Raw genomic sequence first — 22,471 nt, 5'->3', positions numbered from 1 at the left:
TCCCCCTAACCTTACAAATAATATTAAGCTAATTCGCCTATTAATGTTTTTATAGTTTTTATTGATTCTGGATGACGAAGTATTACTGCATCAGATCCACCTACTAAAACACTTGCAGCAGTTGAAACTTCCATAGCTATACTTCTTTTTTCATTGCATCCCCATTCTGGTTGATCTATCTCATCAGCTATAGCTTCTTTAACATGACCAACTTCAAAAGAAACTGGTGTTATAATTGGAACTTGTAATGACTTATCATTTTGATTGAAAGCTGCTAATCTAATTCTATCCATTGTAGATGCAACATACTCATAACCATATCCTACAGCTGAACAACCTACGTTCATAACTGTATTTTCAGGTTTAACACCTAATTGAGTTAATAAAACATTCATTTGCTTAGCTAAGTTTATATCTACTGCTGATTCTGCACCAACTTTTTGACCGTATGCTAGGCCTGCTGCTGCACCAACTTCTTTATAGTTTTCTTCAACTGCAGATAATATTAAAATATTTTTGCCTTCAAGGGCTTCAGAAACTTTGGCAAATACTTTACCATCCTTTTCAGCAACTCCACATCCAGCTATTACTAAAGGTAATTCAATAGCATCAGCCACTTTTTTAGCTACTTCTGCGCATTCTTCAGCAGATTTATCCTCTGCATTTGGATCTGCACCTACTAATCTTAAGCAAACAAAATCTGCTTCTGTATTATCTTCAACGTATTTAGCCCATGCAGCTGGATCATTTGCTACATCTTTATACATATCTTTGTAGCATTGAATCCAACTTTCTGGATATACATCATTAATTTCTATACCAACCTTTTGGACATTTCCTGTATCACCATCAAATGCATAGAATGGTAATACATTTTCTCCACCTAATTTTATAGCCTTTTCTCCTGTTCCTATTACTACTTCATTTACTTTTCCAGAACTTTTTTGAACAGACATTTTAAATGCCATATCTTTTTCCCCCTTAAGCCTATTTTAATTCTAATTTAGCTATAATTTTCTCCATAGCCATTCTAGATTTTGATTCTTTAGGTAAATTCACAAGTGGAATTCCGTTAGAATCATATTCATATATTAATTCATCTAAAGGTACAACACCTAGAAGGTTTAAATCATGTCTTTTTATTTCTTCTTTTATACCGTCATTTAACTCCCCATCCGGTGCTTTATTTACTATAAGATAAACACTTCCAACACTTAAATTTAATTCATCAGCTAAGTCTCTAATTCTTGCAACAGCTTGTATACTTCTTCTTGAGCAATCACTTACTAATAACAAAGTATCAATATGTTTAGATGTCTTTCTACTTAAATGTTCCATACCTGCCTCATTATCAGTGATTACATAGTTATAATGGCTAGAAATCTTTTGGACTTGCTCTCTTAATATTCCATTTACGAAACAATAACAGCCTTCACCTTCAGATCGTCCCATTACTAATAAGTCGTATCCTTCACCTTCTACTATAATAGAATTTAATTTCCATTGTAAAAATTGAGCTTTCGTCATACCTCCAGGAAATGAATCGCCTCTTTTTTCAGTCATATTAGCTTCTTCCCTAATTTGACCTATTGTAGCTTCTACATCTACTCCCAATACTTCATTAATATTAGCATTAGCATCAGCATCAACTACAAGAATTGGTTTTTTATTTTCTTTTAATAAATTATCTATTAAAAGCCCTGTAAGACTTGTTTTACCAGTTCCACCTTTTCCTGCTACCGCTATGTTATAACTCATTTAAGACTTCCCCCTTAAAATTTGCCTAAACAGAGCTTTAGATTTTTCCTCTGTTTTAGCTTATAAAGATGATGGTACTGAATGAACGCATTCATCATGTACATCATGTAATGCTTCCATAATACCTTCTGATAAACTAGGATGTGCATGTATTACTCTACCTACATCTTTGGCTTTTAATCCTAACCCTACTGCTAAAGATAATTCAGTTAATAAATCTGTACAATGAGGCCCCACCAAAGTAGCTCCTATTATAACATCATCTTTATCAACTAAAACCTTGATAAATCCTTGTATTTTTCCTATTGCCTTAGCTTTTCCTAGACCTCTAAAATCAAATCTACCAACTTTGTACTCTACGCCTTCAGCTTTTAATTCATCTTCTGTTTTACCAACACCTGCTACTTCAGGCTCTGTATAAACACAACTTGGTATTGATTTATAATTAACTGTTTCACTATTTCCTTTTACTGCATTTTCTGCTGCTACCATACCTTCTGCTGATGCAACGTGTGCAAGCATTGCTCCTGGTATAATATCTCCTATAGCATAAACACCTTCTAAATTAGTTTCCATATATTCATTTACTTCTATGAATCCTCTATCAGTCATCTTAACTCCAGCTTCAGCCACACCAGAGTTAGCTAAATTAGGCTTTCTTCCTGTACATAGTAGTACTATTTCTGCCTCTATAGATTTTCCATTATTTAAGTTAAGCTTAACTTTATCTTCACTAACTTCAAAGCTATCAGTTGCAACGTTACACATAACTTTTATTTTGTCTTTTTTGAATTGTCTTGCTAGAGCTTTTGCTCCATCAGAATCCATTCTTCCTAGGATTTGTGGAAGAACTTCCACTATCGTTACTTTAGTTCCTAATGTAGAATAGAATTGACCTATTTCAGAACCTATTACTCCACCACCTATGATTACCATAGATTCTGGTAATTTTTCTAAACTTAATACTTCATCAGAAGTAATTACATTTTTACCATTGTATGGCATGAATGGGAATACAGTAGGTATAGATCCATTGGCCAATATTATTTTATCTGCTTTAACTTCTTCTACACTTCCATCTTCTTTAGTAACTTCTATAGTATTTTTATCTATTAATTTTCCAAATCCATTTATTTTTTTAACTCCCCTTTTATCAAAAAGGAATTCTATACCTGCCACTAATTCATCTGTTACTTTTTGTTTTCTTGCGATTATAGCTTGAAAATCTGGCTTAATATCCCCTTCAACATCGATTCCAAAAGATTTAGCTTCTTTTACAGTTCTTAGTACATCACTTGAAGCTAATAAAGCTTTAGTTGGTATACAACCTACATTTAAGCAAGTTCCACCTACTTTATTCTTTTCAATTACTGTAACTTCTGCACCAAGCATAGCTGCCTTTAAAGCTGCTACATATCCTCCTGGTCCTCCACCAATTACTGCAACTTTCATGTTCAATCCCCCAATTTTATTTCAAATTTTATAAACCTGCTTCATCTAATATTTTTGGAACATTCTCTTCAGCCCCGATTGCCATTATATGTACACCATCACATAGGTTTTCTTCTTTTAATTGTCTTATAAACTCTCCAGCCATCTTAATACCTTCTTGTACATAATTTCCTTTACCAGCTGCTTTTAATCTTTCTATTTGCTCATCAGGAACAAATATACCTGGTACATTAGCTGTCATAAATTTAGCCATTCCTGGTGATTTTAGAGGAACTATACCAGCTAAAATTTTACAATCCATATCTTTAGTAAGTTCTCTAAATTTTCTCATATGATCTATATCATAAACTGCTTGAGTTTGGAAGAACTTAGCTCCAGCATTTATTTTCTTTTGCATTTTTAGTAATTGCACTTCTATAGGATCGTATTCAGGTGTAACACAAGCTCCTAAGAAGAAATTAGTATTTCCTTTTAATTCTAATCCTACACTATCTACTCCACTATTTAATGTAGAAGCTGTTTTTAGTATACTTACAGAATCTAAATCAAATACTGGCTTAGCTTGTGGATGGTCACCTACACTAGTGTGGTCACCTGTTAATGCTAATAAGTTTTCTATACCGAACACTCCCGCAGAAAGCATTTCACCTTCTATAGCAATTCTATTTCTGTCTCTACCAGTCATTTGTATTACTGGTTCTAATCCGATATCCTTTAATAACTTACATGTTGCCAGAGAAGTAGCTCTCATTACAGCTGATTGGAAATCTGTTACGTTTGCAGCATGTACCCTTCCTACACATAATTTTGCACATTCTAGCAAATGAGAAAGATCTGTACCTTTTGGTGGTGCCATCTCTGCAGTTACGGCAAATTCTCCTCTTTCCAATGCTTCTTGTAACTTACTCATGAAAATAATCCCCCTTTATTAACTTATTACTTCTTAAGCTTCTGCCTCTGCTTTTTTATTTGCATTATGTCTTCTTGGATTAAGTTGTTTAGAATAATCTTTTGGAGCTCTAACCTCCATTAAATTATCTAGTTGACCTAAGCTTTTAAGTCTTTCATAAATCATTACCCATGCGCAATCATTATCTGGGCTAACTTCACATTTTCCATTTTTTGCTCCACCACATGCACCATTGATTAAGCCTTTAGCACACATAGTAACTGGACAAATTCCCCCAGTCCATCCAAGTTCACATTCTCCACATGCCTTGCAAGCTTCTTCGAATTGGCCAACTCTCTCTACCTCACCTATAAATAAAGTATTATTTGCTGGATAAACAGGAATATTTTGTTTTTTAATATTTTTAACAATAGTTTGAGTTCCATCTCCGCAAGCTAATGATAATATTGCATCAGCTTCTTTCAACTCACTTTTTAGAGATTTCATTTCTTTTTTACCTAATAATAAGTTACAAGCTGTATCTGGAAGTAAATATCCTAATACTTCTTTACCTTCTGCTTCCAATAAATCTTTCATTTCTTGAATTTCAGGTTCTCCACCAGTTTTACTAGCAGCAGCACATTGATTACATCCTACTAATATAACTTTTTTAGCATCTTTTAAAAAGCCTAGTATTTCTTCCATTGGTTTTCTATCAGATATTACCATAGTTATTTTCCCCCCAAAGTTTTAACTATCTTATATACATAATCTAAGTATCCTACCCCTGATTATTTATTATTTTGTTGTTTACATGCTTTAATTACATGTTTAGCAAGTATAGATGTTGTAACTGAACCAACACCTGCTGGAACTGGAGTAACCATTGATGCTTTTCCAACAACATCATCTGTATCAACATCTCCACAAATTCCTCCGCCTTCTGGCTTTGCATTAATACCAACATCTATAACTACAGCCCCTTCTTTTATGTAGTCAGATGTAACCATTCTAGCTCTACCAACACCAGCTACTAATACATCAGCATCCGCACATACCTTTGGTAAATCTTTAGTTTTTGAGTGACAAATTGTAACAGTAGCATTTTCACCAAGTAATAACATTGATACTGGCTTACCAACAACCATTGATCTACCTAATACAACTACATTTGCTCCTTTTAAAGGAACATTATAGTATTTTAATATTTCAACTACTGCTGTAGGAGTACATGGAGGGAATCCAGTTTTATCTCCTTCCATAAGCTTTGCAGTATTCATTGGACTAAAGCAGTCTACATCTTTTTCAGGTGCTATAATATTTTTGATTACTTCTTCATCTATTCCTTCTGGTAATGGTCTAAAAGTTAATATACCATGTACTGAAGAATCATCATTTAATTTTTGTAATGTTTCTATATATTGTTCTTGAGTTGTACCATCTGGTAGCTCAGTAACTTCTGTTTGAATTCCTATAGCTTCACATTTTTTAAGAGCACCTTTTTCATAAGATAAGTCATTAGCTTTAGCACCTACTCTTAAAATAGCTAATTTAGGTTGAATACCATCTTTAACTAATTCTTCGCATTCACCTTTAAGAACTTCACTTATTGCATCGCCTACTGGTTTACCTTTTATTATTTCACCCACTATTTATTCGCCTCCCACACACAAAAGATTATTTTACGTATAGTCTTTTATATAATTATATACTTATCTAATTTTCATCGTTATTATATAAATTATTTTGTATAAAAATATATTATAATCGTAAATCTTATAGTATATTTTTAAAATAAATTATTTTCAATATTCTTATTATCCTAAAGCAACCAATACTTTTTGGTATACTTCATCGCAAATTTTAACACCATCTTGAACTAATTCATTACATTCTTTTTCTATTTGTTCTGCATATTCTCTATCTTTCATAGAGTTTACATTTATTATTACATTTAATTGACCAGATAAAATCGCTGCTCTTAAACATTGAACACCACATCCAACATCACTTATAGCTAGTTTTGATCCTTTATCAACTAATTCTTCATGTAATTTTATTGAATCGAAACATAATCTTACTATATTCATAGGAACTTCACATGCAACTTTTAAACATTTTTCCATAGTTTCAGCCTTATATTGTTTTTCTTCTTCTGTAGATGTAGGAAGCCCGTAAGCTTTTGATAACGGATAAAATCCTTCTGCATCTTTATCAATCATAGATAATAGTTCTTCCTGTAATTTTGCTGCTTTAACTAGAATTTCTTGTATAGCTTCTTCGTATTGTGCATATTTTTTCTTTCCTGTAGTTAAGTTACAAACCATACTACCTAATGCCATCCCTATTGCACCTGCTAATGCAGCAGCTCCTCCACCTCCTGGTACAGCAGCTTTAGAAGCTAATACTTCTATAAAATCAATACAACTTTTTTCTGCTATTTTTTCCATCTAATTAATGCCTCCTTAAATTATTCAAGGTTAATTCGAAGGTAGTACACAATTAAAAATTGTGTACTACTTCATTGTATATATTGCTTATAATTATTTTTATTTATAATCCTAGAATAATCCTGAAATTACTCCATTTTCATCAACATCTATTCTTTCAGCAGCTGGACGTTTTGGAAGACCTGGCATCTTCATTATTTGGCCAGTAAGTGCAACAACAAATCCTGCACCAGCAGAAACTGTTACTTGTCTTACTGTAATTTTAAACCCTGTTGGTCTACCTAATTTAGTTAAATCATCAGTTAAAGAATATTGAGTCTTAGCCATACATACTGGCATATTTCCAAATCCTAAACTTTCTAATCTATCTAATTCTTTTTTTGCTTGTGGAGTAAATTCTACACCATCAGCTCCATATATCTTAGTAGATATTGCTTCTATTTTTTCAGCTAATGTTAAATCATCTTCATAACAGAATTGGAAGTCATTTTCTTGCTCGCAAAGTCTTAATACTTCTTCAGCAAGTTCTACTCCACCTTCTCCACCTTTAGCCCATACTTGAGATAAAGCAACATTAACACCTAATTCTTTACACTTAGTTTTAACTAATTCAACTTCCGCTTGAGTATCAGTTGGGAATTCATTTATAGCAACTACTGCTGGTAATTTATAAACTTGAGTTATATTTTCAACATGTTTTAATAGGTTTGGAATACCTGCTTCTAGTGCTACTAGATTTTCTTCATTTAATTGATCTTTTGGAACTCCACCGTTATATTTAAGAGCTCTAACTGTAGCTACTATTATAACTGCATCTGGTTTTAAGTTAGCCATTCTACATTTTATATCTAAGAATTTTTCAGCACCAAGATCAGCACCAAATCCTCCCTCAGTTACTACATAGTCTGCAAAATGCATTGCCATTCTTGTAGCTATAACAGAGTTACATCCATGAGCTATATTTGCGAATGGTCCACCATGAACAAATGCCGGTGTTCCTTCTAATGTTTGTACTAGGTTTGGTTTCAGAGCATCTTTTAATAGAGCAGCCATTGCACCATTAGCTTTTAATTGTTCAGCTGTAACTGGTTTACCTTCATAGTTGTAACCAATAACGATTCTTCCTAATCTAGCTTTTAAGTCAACAATATCACTTGCTAAACAAAAAGCAGCCATAACTTCTGAAGCAACTGTTATATCAAATCCATCTTCCCTTACAACACCATCAGCTCTTGCACCTAGTCCATCAACTACGTTTCTTAATTGTCTATCATTCATGTCAACGCATCTTCTCCAAGTTATAGTTCTAATATCTATTCCAAGATCATTACCTTGATGAATATGATTGTCTATCATTGCAGCTAATAAGTTATTTGCAGCACCTATAGCATGGAAATCACCTGTGAAATGTAAGTTTATATCTTCCATTGGAACAACTTGAGCATATCCACCACCTGCTGCTCCACCTTTTATACCAAATACTGGACCTAAAGAAGGTTCTCTTAATGCAACAAGAACATTTTTACCTAATTTTTGTAAACCATCAGCTACACCTATAGTAGTTGTAGTTTTACCTTCTCCAGCTGGAGTTGGGTTGATAGCTGTAGTTAAAATTAACTTAGCTTTTTTACCAGTATCTTTTTTAAGTAAATTGTAATCAACTTTAGCTTTATATTTTCCATATAACTCTAAATCATCTTCTGTTAATCCTAACTTTTTACCTATCTCTCTAATATCTTGAGGTTTTGCCTCTTGAGCAATCTCAATATCTGATTTGAATCCCATAACTATTCCTCCCACAGTTTTTATTTAAACACTATTTAAATGTTTATATCTTTTATAAAAGTTAATTAACTGTTATGCTTTTTAATCTCAACTAGTCTTTCTTTAATATCTTTTATTTCTTTTCTAGTTGCTTCACTTATATCGTAAGGAGATTGATTGGATCTATCAGAATCAATTACTTGTTGATTATAATGAATGAATCCTAAAGCTTCACCATCTTCAAGATTACTTTTTATAAACTCAATATCATTATCATCCCTCATTTTATTTCCAACAACGTATACTTTTTTTACACCAATATCACTACCTAGCTTTTTAACTTTTCTATAAGTTTGTAAGCTTCTTTCTCCTGGCTCTACTACTACTATAAATGCATCTACACCTTGAGCAGTACCTCTTCCTAAATGCTCTATTCCAGCTTCCATATCCATTACAACAACATCGTTGTTTTGTAATATCAGATGTGAACATAATCTTTTTAACAATACATGTTCTGGACAAACACATCCTGAACCACCTGTATCAACTGTACCTAGCGTAAGTAGTCCTACACCATTATGTTCTTTGCAATATTTTTCTGGAATATCATCCACCTTTGGATTTAGTTTAAACATTTTATTAAATGTACCTTCACTAGTAGCAGTTCTTTCTGATACTAATTTCTTCATTTCTGATATTGGTACAATTGATTCATAAACATCCTTAGGAAAACCTAATGCTAACCCTAAATTAGCATCTGGATCTGCATCTACAGCTACTACTCTAAATCCTTCATCTGCGAATATTCTTGAAATCATTGAAGCAAAAGTTGTTTTTCCTACTCCACCTTTTCCTGTTATAGCAATTTTCATTTTCCCACTCATCTCCCGTCTTTAATCTATCGTCTTTAAAGTAACTAAAAAATGAACTTTTCTTACTTTTCTAATATATATCCATAGTTAGTCTATTATTATAATTATTAATAATAGACTAACTTCTAATTATTAAAATTATTTTATTTAAAAATACTTATTTTTAAGCTTCTGCTAAACGTTTATTTAAAACTTTTTCTTGATATAATTCTTCGAAATGTGGACGTTTAGATTCTATATCATCCATTATCATCTTAGCTAACTCTACTGGATCTTCGTTAACAAAGAAGCAAGCTCCTACTTGATCTTTTAATCCACCACATAATAATTCAACAGCTCTAGAAGAACCTGTAACTGGAGGCATAACACCTAAGAAAGTATCTATACCTGAAGCAACAACATAAGTTCCTATTGCTACAGCTTTTTCTGACATCCACTCTGGAGCACATCCTGCAACTGGTAAATCACTTATATCCATATCACATGCATTTGCAACTAATGAACATACGTTTAATATACGAGAGTTATCAACACAAGATCCTAAGTGAATTACTGGAGGTATATCAACTAATTCACAAACTGTTGCTAAACCTTTTCCTGCATATTTAGGAGCATTTTCTTTTAACATTAAACCATTCTTACAAGCTGCAGAAGCACCACATCCTGTAGTAACAACTAAGAAATCATTTTTTATTAACTCTTTTATTATTGTTAAGTGATTATGGTTAGATGGAGTTTTAGCATTGTTACATCCAACAACACCAACAACACCTCTTATTACACCAGATGCAAGAACATCAACTAATGGTTTTAATGTATCCATCTCATCTATTTGAGTATTAACAACATTATTCAATTGACCAACTATAGCTTCTTCAGCATATCCAACTACACCCTCTGATTTTAGATCTGGAACTAAAACTTTAGATTCATCTCTATTTTTGAAGTTTAATATAGCTTCTCTTACTATTGTTTTAGCATCTTCCATAGCAGTATCTTCGTGGAACTCCATGTATGTAGAACCAGTGATTCTAGCTTTTGGAGATGTAGTTATAAATTTAGTATGATAATGTTTAGCTAAGTCGGCTAATGCTGGGAATATACATTGAACATCAACTATCATAGCTTCAACAGCACCTGTTATTATAGCTAATTCTTGTTGATGGAAGTCACCAGCTATTTTAACACCGTGTCTCATAGTTAACTCATTACCTGTACAGCATATACCTGATAGAGTTATTCCATCAGCCCCTACTTCTTTAGCTAGTTCTTGCATCTCAGGTAATTCAGAAGCCGCAACTATCATTTCAGATAATGTTGGTTCATGTCCATGAAGAATTATATTAACGTTATTTCCTGCTAGTACATTTAAGTTAGCTTCTGTATGAACTGGTTTTGGAGTACCAAATAATACATCAGAAAGCATTGTTCCTATCATAGATCCTGCCCATCCATCTGCCATAGAACATCTCATAGCCATATGAATTAAAGAATCTAAATCAGATGTACATCCTACATGAGTAGAGTGCATTACTGTTGCTATTTCTCTATCTATTGCTCTTGGCTCTATGCCAAGTTTATGCCATAATTCTTGTCTTACTTTTGGAGCTCTCTTTAATAATTTTGATACACCAAATGGTTTACCAAACTCCATTAGACAGACTTCTGCTACCTCATGAGCTAATTCATATATATCTTTACCTTCAGTATCAACATCCATAAATTTAGCAAATTCTATTAATTTTTGCGGTTCTTTAACTTGGTAGTCTCCACCAGGAGTAGTTAAAGCTAAAGTATGAGCTATATCTCTAGCATGATCTGAATGGGCAGCAGTACCTGCAGCACACATTCTAGCAAAATTTCTACCAACTATAGTATGTTCATCAGCACCACAAAGTCCTCTTGGAGTCTTAGGACTTATTCTACAAGGACCCATTCCACAGTTTCTACAACATACACCTTGAAGACCAAATCCACATTGTACTTTATAGCCTAATTTTCTTTTATACATTGTTTCAACGCCATCTTTTTCAGCCTTTTCAAGCATAACTTTACTGTTCATATCAACAGTCATGTTTTGCATTTGTTCAAGAATGTTAATATCTTTTTTTTCCATATTCTTTTTCCCCTCTTTGTAATTTTTTAACCCTATTTTTGAAATAACAAAAAGATGCCTTGTTTATATATTTCAATATATTTATAAAAATATATCATGAACGAAACTCATGGAAAATTAGCGATTAGTTTTTATTCAAAAAAATTAATTTTTTCACAATATTAGACAAACTTATGCATATTCATGCAATTATTAAATGCATAGTGTCTATAATATTTAGTAAAATTTTTTATGAATATCTTGAAATTTTATGTCGATTTTTAATTAGATTAGCTTTTATTATGATTAGACTTATTTTTTTAAGCAATTTATTTTCCAATAATTACTATTTAATTACTTTACTTAAATTATATAATATATTATTCAAATTGTATACCTGTTTATATTTTAAATATGTAATTTGTAATCATTCTTTTTTTACTTTCTTTTATAGAATGATTATCCTACAATACCTTATTTCTTATATAAATTAAATTTATCTATAAAAAACCACAAGATATAACTTTTTAATTAATCTTGTGGTTAAATGTTTATTTAGTTTACTCTATATTTATCTAATTCTCTCATACATGATATTGTTACTTCATCTTCTGGATTGAGTTCATATGCTCTTTCTATATAATAAATAGCATCATCTATATCTCCAGTATTTAAATAAGCCATACCTAAATTACAAAGTATTTCTGGATCTTCTTTTAATTTAGCTGCTTGCTCTAAAAGTTCTACACATCTATTCATATTAAATGAAGATGCTTCACATAATGCAAGTTCTACTAAAGTATCTACTTGTTCTGGTCTTATTATTAATATTTTTTCAAAATATAACATAGCTTTATCTATTTCACCCATATTTTTATAGGCTATACCTATTATAAATAATAAATTCCACCAATCACTATGTTCTTCTTCTAATGGCAATAATTTTTCAAGACCTTGTTCAAACTTTCCTTGAAAAACTAAAGAATATCCTTCTTCATATTGTACTTTAAAATCCATTTTTCCTATATTTTCTTGAATTTCTGCCATTATATCTTCATCAAGGCCTAATCTCATTGCCTCTTCCCATATTACTTTAGCCTTAATGAATTGACTTTGATTATAATAGTGGTATCCTAAGTGATAATATGCAAGAGCAAAATCTCCATCCATATTAATGATCTTTTCTAATTTTTCTCCTGCTTCTAATAAGAAAGCATTCATTGCTTTCACATCACCATCTTTTTGGTGTAATGTAGCTACTTCTTGACATACAATCGCATAATTATAAAGTCCTTCTATATCATCTGGGTATAGTGTTATTAATGCCTTAATGTATATTAATGAATCTGTACTTTCTCCCATTTCAAAATATTTTCTAGACATATAACCTGCATAAGATCTTACATTAAAGTTAACTTTCTTTTCTAAGGCAAACAAGAATTTTTTATATTCTTCATTATATTTAAATTCTGGATCTATACCTATTATATATATCATTGCATCTGCAATAGATATAGAGTTAATTCCATCTTGTGCAGTTTTTTCTTTTATTCCTTTTACAAGAACTTCATTCTTTATAGGTACATTTAGTCCTTCTTTTGGAACTTCATATCCTTCTAAACTGAATTCTCCATTTCTTTTAATAGTTATAAATGCTAGTTCTTCAGTTTTTCTAAGTAAATATTTATCTATCTTGAACTTCATCTTCTTCTCCCACCTTTACAGTATAAGTTTTTGACTTATCAAATATTTTATTAGTGTTGTAATCAAATAATATTACAGTCTGTTCTTTATCTAAATTTTCATGAATATTTTCTTTTAATTTTAAAATATCATATTTGAAAGGTTCGAAATGAATATATTTAAGCATATATTTCGTCGGTATATCAACAAAATTAGGTAAATATGTCTTTAAATTATCTTCATCATGTAAAAAGTCATGACATTTACTTTTAAAATTATTTATTTCTATCTTATCAAATATTGCTGGAACAGTTGATATTTTTCCTAAAGATAAATAATCATATTTCAAAATTTCATTAAATAATTCATTGTTCTCATTTATATTCTCACAATAAAAATCTAATAGTATTTTATACAATTGATTTTTACCTTGAGCCATATGGAAATATCCTTTTTCTTCAAAATAAGTAGCAAATTTTTCGAAGAATTTAAACGGACTTTCAATATAATAATTTTTGATTATATATTCTAAAGATAATGGGAAATTATTAGAATTATAATAAGTTTCTAAGATTTCTTCTATATCTTTTATTTTTAAAATTTCATCATAACTTATAAAATCATTGAATAATATTTCATATGGAGCATAATCTTTAAATCTATATCCATATTTATCAGCACTATATCTCATGCCTGTTCCTTTTATCATTTTAAGGAACCCTAGTTGCAATTGCTCTATACCAAGATTAAATACATCATTGAAAGATTGTTGGAATCTTTCATAACCTTCATAAGGAAGACCTGCTATTAAATCTAAATGTTGATGTATGTTTCTATATGATTTTATAGTTTTTACAACATAAGATAATTTCTCAAAATTATCTCTTCTTCCCACTGCATCAAGTGTTTTCTGATTTGTACTTTGTACTCCTATTTCAAATTGGAATAAACCTTCTTTGCAGTTTTTTAAAAATGATAGCATATCATCATCTAATAAATGTGCCGTAACTTCGAAATGATATGTAGTATATCCGTTATCATTTTCCATTAAGAATTCCATGATTTCTTTAGCAAATTTTTTATTTGCATTAAAAGTCCTATCTATAAATTTAATTTGTGATACCCTTGCATCTATTAAATTTTTCAAATCTCTTTTTACCCTATCAGCACTAAAATATCTAAGACCTTTTATTGCCGAAGATAAACAATATTGACAATTAAACGGACATCCTCTTGATGTTTCATAATAAACAATTCTATTTTCATATTCTTTTATATCAAGATTTTCATACGGACTTGGTATTTCATCTAAGTTCTGTAATAATTCCATTTCTTCATTAATTATTATTTGGCCATCTTTTCTATATGCAATACCTTTAATGTCCTCTATGTTTTTGTTTCCTAAAAAATACTCCACTAAACTTCTAAATACTAATTCACCTTCACCACATAGTATATAATCTAAAAATTCATATTGTTCCATAGCATTTTGGCTATCATATGTAACCTCAGGGCCACCTAAGCCTATCTTAATTTCCGGTTTAACTTTTTTTAGGTTATCACATAGTTTAACTATGTCATAAATATTCCATATGTATGTAGAGAAAAATACTACATCATAATTATTTTTGTATATATCTTTTAAAATGTAATCTAATTGATTGTTAATTGTATACTCTCTTACATCTACATCAATTAAATCTTTTACACTCTCTCTTAAATATCTTATTGCTAAATTCGTGTGAATAAACTTCGAATTTAGTGTAGTTAATAATATTTTCAAATATTTCACTCCTTTTTAAATTTATACTATGTTCTACATACTTTTTAAGTTAAAATAATATATGTAAGGTAAATATTTCAAACTTATAATATAAAATCAACTGTTAGAAAGGATGTATTTGTATGGAATCTATTGATCAAGTATCCATAAATGATTTATCAAAAAGAGACTTACTATTAATAATCAAGGCATTAGAGTATACTGGACAAAATGCTAATATTGAAGAATTTCTAAACTTAAAAAATAACATCGTAAAAGAGTTATGTTTTTTAACAGAAACAACTGAAAATGAGTTTCTAGAGTATTTAGAAAATAATAGTTAAAATCTATGCTTTTTTAAACATGAAATTATATTCACCTGATTTAGCTTTAATTTTAATATAAAGTATATTGTCCTTTAATTCTTTAGATATAATATTTATCTTATTTAATATAGGGTCTAGAACAATATCATTTTTATTATATTTTATTAAGCTTCTTGGGTCTGAATTTAAATTATATAATTTTTTATTTATCATATAATTTCTTATTTTTACTATGTAATGGGACATAGATTCAATAAAATCTATATTATCTATATTTAAATTTACTTCTTCACCTAATATGGATAATATAGATTTTTTTATACTTAAAATTCCCTGATTATTCTCCATTCTTTCTTCAATATATATATCATAAATAGCATTCAGTAAGTTTATTATAATTTTACCATCTTCATAATCATGAATTTTCATGTCAATATAATTATCTATAGTCTGTATAGCACTTATTCTAGCCATTTGGAATTTTATCATATTAGTTTTTTCTAATTCAATGGAAAATCCTATAATTTTCTCTTTCAAGCCTTGAAGTAAGTCATTATATTCAATATTTTTATTATCTATTAAATTATGTATCAAAGCATTATAAATAACTGCTCCAATAATATATTCAAATAAGTAATTTTCTTTTTTAAGATACTTTACATATTTTTGAATTAAACCTACTACTTCATCTTCACTTTTTTTTATATTTGTGTTTGCAAGTATTAAAGGAAGTAGAATATTTAGTATATCATCATACTCTGGCTTAATTCCATAAAAATTATAATATATTAATTCATCTCTCAAACGATTATTATCTATATATACATATCTTTGTGTCTTATCATCTATTAAGCACTTAGTATTTATAACGATTAAACCTTTTAATCCATTATCTTCTTCATTAATATTAAAGGAATTTAGATAAGAATTTCTTATTAAACGTTCTTTCATAAATTAACTCCTTTATAAATATTTTAATCAAATATTTTATCTTATATTCAAGCCCAGCAAATTACCTCTTATCAAAACTAAATAATAGATAATTTCCTTATAATCTAAAAAATAGCAGCTTTTAAAGCTGCCATTTTCTACATTCTTTCTGGAGAATGCATTCCTAATATTCTAAGACCATTTTCTAGAGTTTGTCTTGTAACTGCAACTAAAGCAAGTCTAGCTTTTCTTAATTCTACATCTTCAACTATTATTGGGTTATCATGATAGAATTTATTAAATGCTTGAGCTAAGTCTAGTACGAATCTTGTAACTATATGTGGCTCGTTTCTTCTCATTGCAGAAACTATACTTTTATTAAATGATCCGATTACTTTTAATACTTCTGCTGCATCACCATCAGATAATAAATCATAGTTTATATCTGTAGTAACTTCTTCATTGGCTTTTCTTAAAACTGCACAACATCTAGCATGAGTATATTGAACATATGGTCCTGTTTCACCCTCGAAACTTAAAGTTCTTTCCCATGAGAATGTGTAGTCTTTTATTCTGCTATTTGATAGTTCTTGGAATACTACAGCTCCAACACCAACTTGTTTAGATATTTCATCTACATTTTTAGCATTTGGATTTTTAGAAAGAACAGTTTCTTTTGTTTTTTCTATAGCTTGTTTTAAAACATCTTCTAAGAATACTACTCTACCTTTTCTTGTAGACATAGTTCCTTCTTCTAAAGCAACCATACCAAATGGAACATGTATTAAATCTTTTGACCATTCAAATCCCATAAGTTCTAACACCTTGAATAATTGTTGGAAATGTAAGCTTTGTTGTGAACCAACTACATATATACATTTTTCAAAATCATAAGTATTTTTTCTATAAATAGCTGCTGCTAAATCTCTAGTCATGTATAATGTTGAACCATCATTTTTTGTTATAAGAGCTGGTGGCATATTAAATTCTTCTAAGTCAACAACATTTGTTCCTTGAGACTCTATTAATAATCCTTTTTCTTTTATTTGCTCTATAACAGTATCCATTTTATCTGAATAGAAACTTTCACCTGCATATGAATCAAATTCTATATCTAATAGGTCATATACTCTAGCAAATTCTTTTAAACTTTCATCTCTAAACCATTGCCATAATTCTTTAGCTTCTGGATCTCCGTTTTCTAATTTTGTAAACCAAGCTCTAGCTTCATCTTCCATTTCTGGTTTTTTCTCAGCTTCATCATGGAATTGTATGTATAATTTTAATAATTCTGGTATTGGATTAGCTTCTACAGCTTCCTTGTTACCCCAAAGTTTGAAGGCAACTATAAGTTTACCAAATTGAGTTCCATAATCCCCTAAGTGATTCACTCTTACAACATTATATCCTTGAGAATCATATATTTTATATAAAGCATTACCTATAACAGTAGTTCTTATATGTCCTATATGGAAAGGCTTAGCTATGTTAGGAGATGAGAAATCTATTACTACTGCTTTATCTTGTCCTAAATCGCTATGTCCGTATTTTTCTTTTTTAGTTAATACGTCTTTTATAACTGTCTCAGCTAATTGAGACTTATTTACAAAGAAGTTCACATATCCACCAAGTGGCATAACTTTAGATATTCCACCATTAGCTTCTATACTTTCTGCTAATTCTTGAGCTATCATATTTGGAGCTTTTCTAAATACTTTCGCTAATTTAAAGCAAGGAAATGCATAATCCCCCATCTCTTTATTAGGTGGCACTTCTATTAGTGCTAATATTTCTTCTAATGTTAAATCTTCAATCTTTTCTTTAAGGCAATTAGCTATTGCCACTTTAAAATCTTGCATTATTGTCTCCTCTCTACATCATTATTCTTCTATGTTAAATTAATTTTTATATTTTTTCAAGATATTGATATACTTATCGTTTCAAATATATATTATAACTCTTTTTCACTAAAAACTTCTATATTATTTTCATTAAATAAAGCAGCAGTTACTCCTTTTCCTGAAATTTTGTTTCCTGAAAAAGTTCCATCATAAATAAAGTTACATCCACAAGAAGGGCTTCCTTCTTTAAGTAAAGCCTTATTACAATTAAACATCTGTGCAATTTTTAAGCTTTCTCTTGCTCCTTTAATAAAATTATCTGTTACATCAATATTTTTACATGATATTACTTTACTTTCACCATGCAAAACTTCTTTTCCATCTTTTATATTTATTTCTGATGGATCTCTTGGAGTAGTTAATCCTCCTAGTTGCTCTGGGCAAACAACAATATATTCTTTATCTTTTAAAAATTCTTTTACTTTTTCATTATCATTATTTTCGCCATTATATTTACAGTTTACTCCAACTAAACAAGCAGAAACTACTAACAACTCAATCCATCTCCTTAATTAATTATTTATTTCATTTGAACAATGGTTACTCCCATTCCACCTTCTCCATATTCTCCAGGTCTTTGGGATTTAACATGTTTATTTCTTTTTAAAACATCTTGAAGTCCTTTTTTAAGTACTCCAGTACCTACACCATGTATTATTGTAACAGTTTCAAGTCCTGCTACACAAGCATCATCTAAGTACTTATCAACTTCCATAATAGCCTCTTCTAAATTCATCCCTCTTAAATCAACTTCACTTTTTACCCTTCCTGATTTAGAACTTATAATTTTTCTAGTAGATTTAGTCACAATAGATTTTTTGTCTTTTTGAGCAATTTGAAGAGCCTTAAATGGAAGAGTCATTTTCATAATACCTATTTGTACAACTGCTTCCTTTTTCTTTTTATCTACAGAAACTACACTACCATCTTGATTTAAGGTTATAACTTTAACTTCATCACCAGGTTTTAAATCTTTTATTTCTTTATTTGAAACCTTTGGAACTATCATACTTTTTACTGATGGTTGTAAATTACCCATAGAATCTGCTAATTCTTTTCTCAATGCTTCTATTTTTTTATTTTTTTCCTTAGAAGCCATCTCCATTTCCATACTTCTAAGCTCTTTAACAATATTATCAGCTTCTTCTTTGGCTTGTCTTGTTATACTAAATGCCTCAGATTTAGCTTTTTCTAACATTTTCTCTCTTTGAAGAGATAGCTTTTCAAGCTTTCTTTCGTATTCAGCTTTTATTTCCTCAATTTCTGATTTAAGTTTTTCTGCTTCTTCTCTTTCTTGGTTTGCTTTTATTCTATTCTTTTCAACATTTTGAAGTACATCTTCTAATTCTATGTTTTCTGTATTTATAAACTCTTTTGCTCTATCAATTATATAGTCTCTTAATCCTAACTTTCTTGATATTTCAAAAGCATTTGACTTTCCTGGAACACCTATAAGTAACTTATATGTAGGACTTAATGTGTTAACATCAAACTCAACAGCAGCATTTTCTACTCTATCTTTTGTAAGGGCATAATTTTTTAATTCACTATAATGAGTAGTCGCTATACATTTTGCTCCAGCCATATTTACATCTTCTAGTATGGCTATTGCAAGAGCTGCACCTTCAACTGGATCAGTACCAGCTCCTAGTTCATCAAATATTACTAAAGATTCACTAGTTACATTATTTAGTATTCCAACTATTTTTGTCATATGAGATGAGAAAGTAGATAAACTTTGCTCTATACTTTGTTCATCACCTATATCAGCAAATACATTATCATATACACACATACTACTTCCATAGTCAGCTGGTATATGAAGACCACTTTGAGTCATTAATGAAAATAAGCCTACTGTTTTTATAGTTACAGTCTTACCACCTGTATTAGGACCAGTTATAACTAAAGTATCAAAATCTTCTCCTAAATAAATATTATTAGGCACTACTTTATTGCTATCTAATAATGGATGCCTTCCATTTTTTATATTCATATGTTTTTCTTCATTTAATACAGGTTCTATACCTTTCATATCTATAGATAATTTACCTTTTGCAAAAGCAAAGTCTAATTTACCAAGTATCTCTTGATTTGATAATATATCACTTGCAACTTCACCTACTAATTTAGTAAGTTCGCTTAAAATTCTTTCTATTTCTTCCTGTTCATCTAATTTTAATTTTCTAAGTTCATTATTCATTTCAACTATACTCATAGGTTCTATAAATAATGTAGCTCCAGATGAACTTTGATCATGTATAATACCTGTTACTTGAGATCTATACTCTGCTTTAACTGGTACAACAAATCTATCCCCTCTAACTGATATAATAGCATCTTGTAAGTACTTTTGATATGTAGTTGAAGATATTATAGAATTTAATTTAGATCTTATAGATTGATTCTTTTGTAGAATTCTTCTTCTTATGCTTTTTAATGCTGGAGATGCATTATCTGATATTTCTACTTCACTTACAATTGCATTACTTATCTCATCTTCAATATCTTTATATGTATATAATGAATTTGATAAACCTTGAATTATTGGATAATTAAAATCTTCTTCTTCACTAGTAGATAGACTTCTTTTTAATATTCTGGCCGCTCTTAATGTATCTGATATTTTAAGTAAGCTTCCTGGATCTAATACAGCCCCTATTTCCGCTCTTTTTACACTATCAGATATGTCTTGTATGCCAGCTAAGTTAACATGTCCTCTTTTTACAAGAATACCTTGAGCTTCACTGGTCTCTTCTAACATATCTCTGACTTCTTCATAATCAGAGCTTGGTATTAATTTTTCAATATATTTTAAACCTAAAGAAGATGAGGCTTTTTCTGATAATAAATTAATAACTTTATTGAATTCTAAAACTTTTAATGATCTGCTATCCATATTTCCTCCTCTTTATAATTATCTTATTTATGTAAATTGTACAAATATTTTCCTCATATATAGTTTTTTTTAATAAAAATGTATTATACTACTTATATGCTAAGTAATAACTCAAGTCATTAACATATTATATTTTATCATATATTGTAGTTTTTATTTAGCAAAAGTAAGTTATTTACATTATTAACTTAAATTTTAATTTTAATCGGATAAAAAAGGAAGGGGATTTATTATGACAAATGTATTAAATGGTTTAAACCCATCATTAGTATTTAATTATTTTGAACAAATATCTCAAATACCTAGAGGTTCAGGTAAAGAAAAACAAATCAGTGATTTCTTATACAAGTTCGCTAAAGATTTAAACCTAGAAGTTATACAAGATGAATATCTTAATATCTTAATAAGAAAACCTGCTACTAAAGGATATGAAAACTGTCCTGGTGTTATATTACAAGGTCATATGGATATGGTTTGTGAAAAAAACAAAGATGTGGATCATGATTTTGAAAAAGATCCTATAGAGCTTAGAGTTATAGATGATATGATTTATGCTAATGGAACAACTCTTGGTGCAGATAACGGTATAGCTGTTGCTATGAGTATGGCTGTATTAGCTTCAAATGATTTAGAGCATCCATCATTAGAGGTATTAATTACATCTGATGAAGAAGCTGGTATGACTGGCGCAGGTGGATTAGATGGTAGTTTATTAAAAGGTAAATATATAATCAACTTAGATTCAGAAGAAGAAGGTTATATATTAGTAAGCTGTGCTGGTGGAAATAGATCTCTTGTAACTTTACCTCTTGAATATAAAAATATAGAAGAAGATAAGGAGACTTTTTTAGTTGAAGTAAAAGGTCTACTTGGTGGACATTCAGGAATGGATATAGTAAAACAAAGAGCTAACTCAAATATAGTAATGGGTAGAATATTAAATTTACTTGGTGTTGATTTTGATTTAGTAGAAGTTAATGGTGGATCAAAAAGTAATGCAATTCCTCGTGAATGTGAAGCTAAAATAGTTGTTAACAAAGATGATGTTGATACTCTTAAAAATAATTTAACAACTGTAGAATGTATATTAAAAAATGAATTTAAAACTTCAGATCCAGGACTAAAAATAGAATTATTGCCATCTTCTACAGATAAAGTTCTTACTACTGAGTGTAAAGTTAAAGCTGTACAATTACTAAACTTAATTCCAAATGGAATACAAACTGTTAGTATGGATATAGAAGGCTTAGTAGAAAGCTCTACTAATTTAGGTGTAGTAATAACTTCTGAAGATAAAATGACTTTCGAAAGTACTGTTAGAAGCTCTGTATCTACTTTAAGAGATGCTATAAACGATAAAACTAAATTACTTTGTGACGCTGTTTCAGCTAAATTTGAAATTCACGCTCCATATCCTGCTTGGGAATATGCAAAAGGATCTAAATTAGAAGAAATATGCGTAGATGTTTATGAAAAATTAACAGGTAAAAAACCAATTATAACTGCAATACATGCAGGATTAGAGTGTGGTCTATTACTTGATAAAATGGATGGTGCTGAAGCAATTTCTATGGGACCAGATATGTTTGAAGTTCACACTCCAAACGAACATGTAAGTATAACTTCAATTAAAAATGTTTGGGACTACTTAGTTGTATTATTAAAATCAATGAACCAACAATAGAATTTT

The 22,471-nt window shown here is 29.9% G+C and carries 18 protein-coding genes; 2 read left to right on the top strand and 16 right to left on the bottom strand.

Features of this window, described 5'->3' with window-relative positions:
- Positions 1-23: 23 nt before the first annotated feature.
- The 12 genes from acsD to J7G74_RS03710 form a co-directional block, all read right to left on the bottom strand.
- On the bottom strand, positions 24-968 hold the full coding sequence (acsD, locus tag J7G74_RS03765; protein WP_297132125.1) for an acetyl-CoA decarbonylase/synthase complex subunit delta: 945 nt from the start codon (positions 966-968) through the stop codon (positions 24-26).
- A 19-nt stretch (positions 969-987) separates the two neighbouring features.
- Positions 988-1,758, bottom strand: coding sequence for an ATP-binding protein (locus tag J7G74_RS03760; protein WP_297132123.1), 771 nt, complete (start codon positions 1,756-1,758; stop codon positions 988-990).
- Between the two features lie 60 nt (positions 1,759-1,818).
- Positions 1,819-3,210, bottom strand: coding sequence for a dihydrolipoyl dehydrogenase (gene lpdA, locus J7G74_RS03755; protein ID WP_297132121.1), 1,392 nt, complete (start codon positions 3,208-3,210; stop codon positions 1,819-1,821).
- Between the two features lie 28 nt (positions 3,211-3,238).
- Complete coding sequence (locus J7G74_RS03750) at positions 3,239-4,120, bottom strand: methylenetetrahydrofolate reductase (RefSeq protein WP_297132119.1); 882 nt, start codon at positions 4,118-4,120, stop codon at positions 3,239-3,241.
- Positions 4,121-4,153: 33 nt separating this feature from the next.
- Entirely contained in the window at positions 4,154-4,828 is a 675-nt protein-coding gene (locus J7G74_RS03745) for a methylenetetrahydrofolate reductase C-terminal domain-containing protein (protein WP_297132117.1), read from the bottom strand.
- A gap of 62 nt (positions 4,829-4,890) precedes the next feature.
- Positions 4,891-5,748 (bottom strand): bifunctional 5,10-methylenetetrahydrofolate dehydrogenase/5,10-methenyltetrahydrofolate cyclohydrolase, encoded by an 858-nt coding sequence (locus J7G74_RS03740; protein ID WP_297132115.1) that lies wholly within the window; start codon positions 5,746-5,748, stop codon positions 4,891-4,893.
- 168 nt (positions 5,749-5,916) lie between these two features.
- Positions 5,917-6,549: a cyclodeaminase/cyclohydrolase family protein gene (locus J7G74_RS03735; RefSeq protein ID WP_297132113.1), complete on the bottom strand. Its 633-nt coding sequence runs from the start codon at positions 6,547-6,549 to the stop codon at positions 5,917-5,919.
- A 111-nt stretch (positions 6,550-6,660) separates the two neighbouring features.
- On the bottom strand, positions 6,661-8,334 hold the full coding sequence (locus J7G74_RS03730) for a formate--tetrahydrofolate ligase (RefSeq protein WP_297132111.1): 1,674 nt from the start codon (positions 8,332-8,334) through the stop codon (positions 6,661-6,663).
- 65 nt (positions 8,335-8,399) lie between these two features.
- Positions 8,400-9,185, bottom strand: coding sequence for an ATP-binding protein (locus J7G74_RS03725; RefSeq protein WP_297132109.1), 786 nt, complete (start codon positions 9,183-9,185; stop codon positions 8,400-8,402).
- Positions 9,186-9,348: 163 nt separating this feature from the next.
- On the bottom strand, positions 9,349-11,301 hold the full coding sequence (gene cooS, locus J7G74_RS03720) for an anaerobic carbon-monoxide dehydrogenase catalytic subunit (RefSeq protein WP_297132108.1): 1,953 nt from the start codon (positions 11,299-11,301) through the stop codon (positions 9,349-9,351).
- 534 nt (positions 11,302-11,835) lie between these two features.
- Entirely contained in the window at positions 11,836-12,984 is a 1,149-nt protein-coding gene (locus J7G74_RS03715) for a tetratricopeptide repeat protein (protein WP_297132107.1), read from the bottom strand.
- Positions 12,965-14,746, bottom strand: a complete 1,782-nt coding sequence (locus J7G74_RS03710; RefSeq protein ID WP_297132105.1) for a B12-binding domain-containing radical SAM protein — start codon at positions 14,744-14,746, stop codon at positions 12,965-12,967. Before J7G74_RS03710 ends, J7G74_RS03715 begins: the two co-directional genes overlap by 20 nt.
- 122 nt (positions 14,747-14,868) lie before the next feature.
- Between J7G74_RS03710 and J7G74_RS03705 the strand changes: the two genes are divergently transcribed.
- Positions 14,869-15,069 carry a hypothetical protein gene (locus J7G74_RS03705; protein WP_187295274.1) on the top strand — a complete coding sequence of 67 codons (201 nt, stop codon included), beginning with the start codon at positions 14,869-14,871 and terminating at the stop codon, positions 15,067-15,069.
- A 3-nt stretch (positions 15,070-15,072) separates the two neighbouring features.
- On the opposite strand, the gene J7G74_RS03700 is transcribed toward J7G74_RS03705, so the two are convergent.
- From J7G74_RS03700 to J7G74_RS03685, 4 genes are all read right to left on the bottom strand, one after another.
- The gene (locus tag J7G74_RS03700) at positions 15,073-16,002 is read right to left on the bottom strand and encodes a hypothetical protein (protein ID WP_297132103.1); all 930 of its coding nucleotides are present in this window, start codon (positions 16,000-16,002) and stop codon (positions 15,073-15,075) included.
- 137 nt (positions 16,003-16,139) lie between these two features.
- Complete coding sequence (gene argS, locus J7G74_RS03695; protein ID WP_297132101.1) at positions 16,140-17,840, bottom strand: arginine--tRNA ligase; 1,701 nt, start codon at positions 17,838-17,840, stop codon at positions 16,140-16,142.
- A 92-nt stretch (positions 17,841-17,932) separates the two neighbouring features.
- A complete protein-coding gene (locus tag J7G74_RS03690; protein ID WP_297132099.1) occupies positions 17,933-18,376 on the bottom strand; it encodes a DUF523 domain-containing protein in 444 nt (147 codons plus the stop codon).
- 26 nt (positions 18,377-18,402) lie between these two features.
- Positions 18,403-20,781 carry an endonuclease MutS2 gene (locus tag J7G74_RS03685; protein ID WP_297132097.1) on the bottom strand — a complete coding sequence of 793 codons (2,379 nt, stop codon included), beginning with the start codon at positions 20,779-20,781 and terminating at the stop codon, positions 18,403-18,405.
- A 232-nt stretch (positions 20,782-21,013) separates the two neighbouring features.
- Between J7G74_RS03685 and J7G74_RS03680 the strand changes: the two genes are divergently transcribed.
- On the top strand, positions 21,014-22,465 hold the full coding sequence (locus J7G74_RS03680) for an aminoacyl-histidine dipeptidase (protein WP_297132094.1): 1,452 nt from the start codon (positions 21,014-21,016) through the stop codon (positions 22,463-22,465).
- Positions 22,466-22,471: the final 6 nt, after the last annotated feature.

It is taken from the genome of Terrisporobacter sp. (assembly GCF_017888745.1).
GTDB lineage: Bacteria > Bacillota > Clostridia > Peptostreptococcales > Peptostreptococcaceae > Terrisporobacter.
This window is presented reverse-complemented; position numbering and strand designations above follow the sequence as displayed.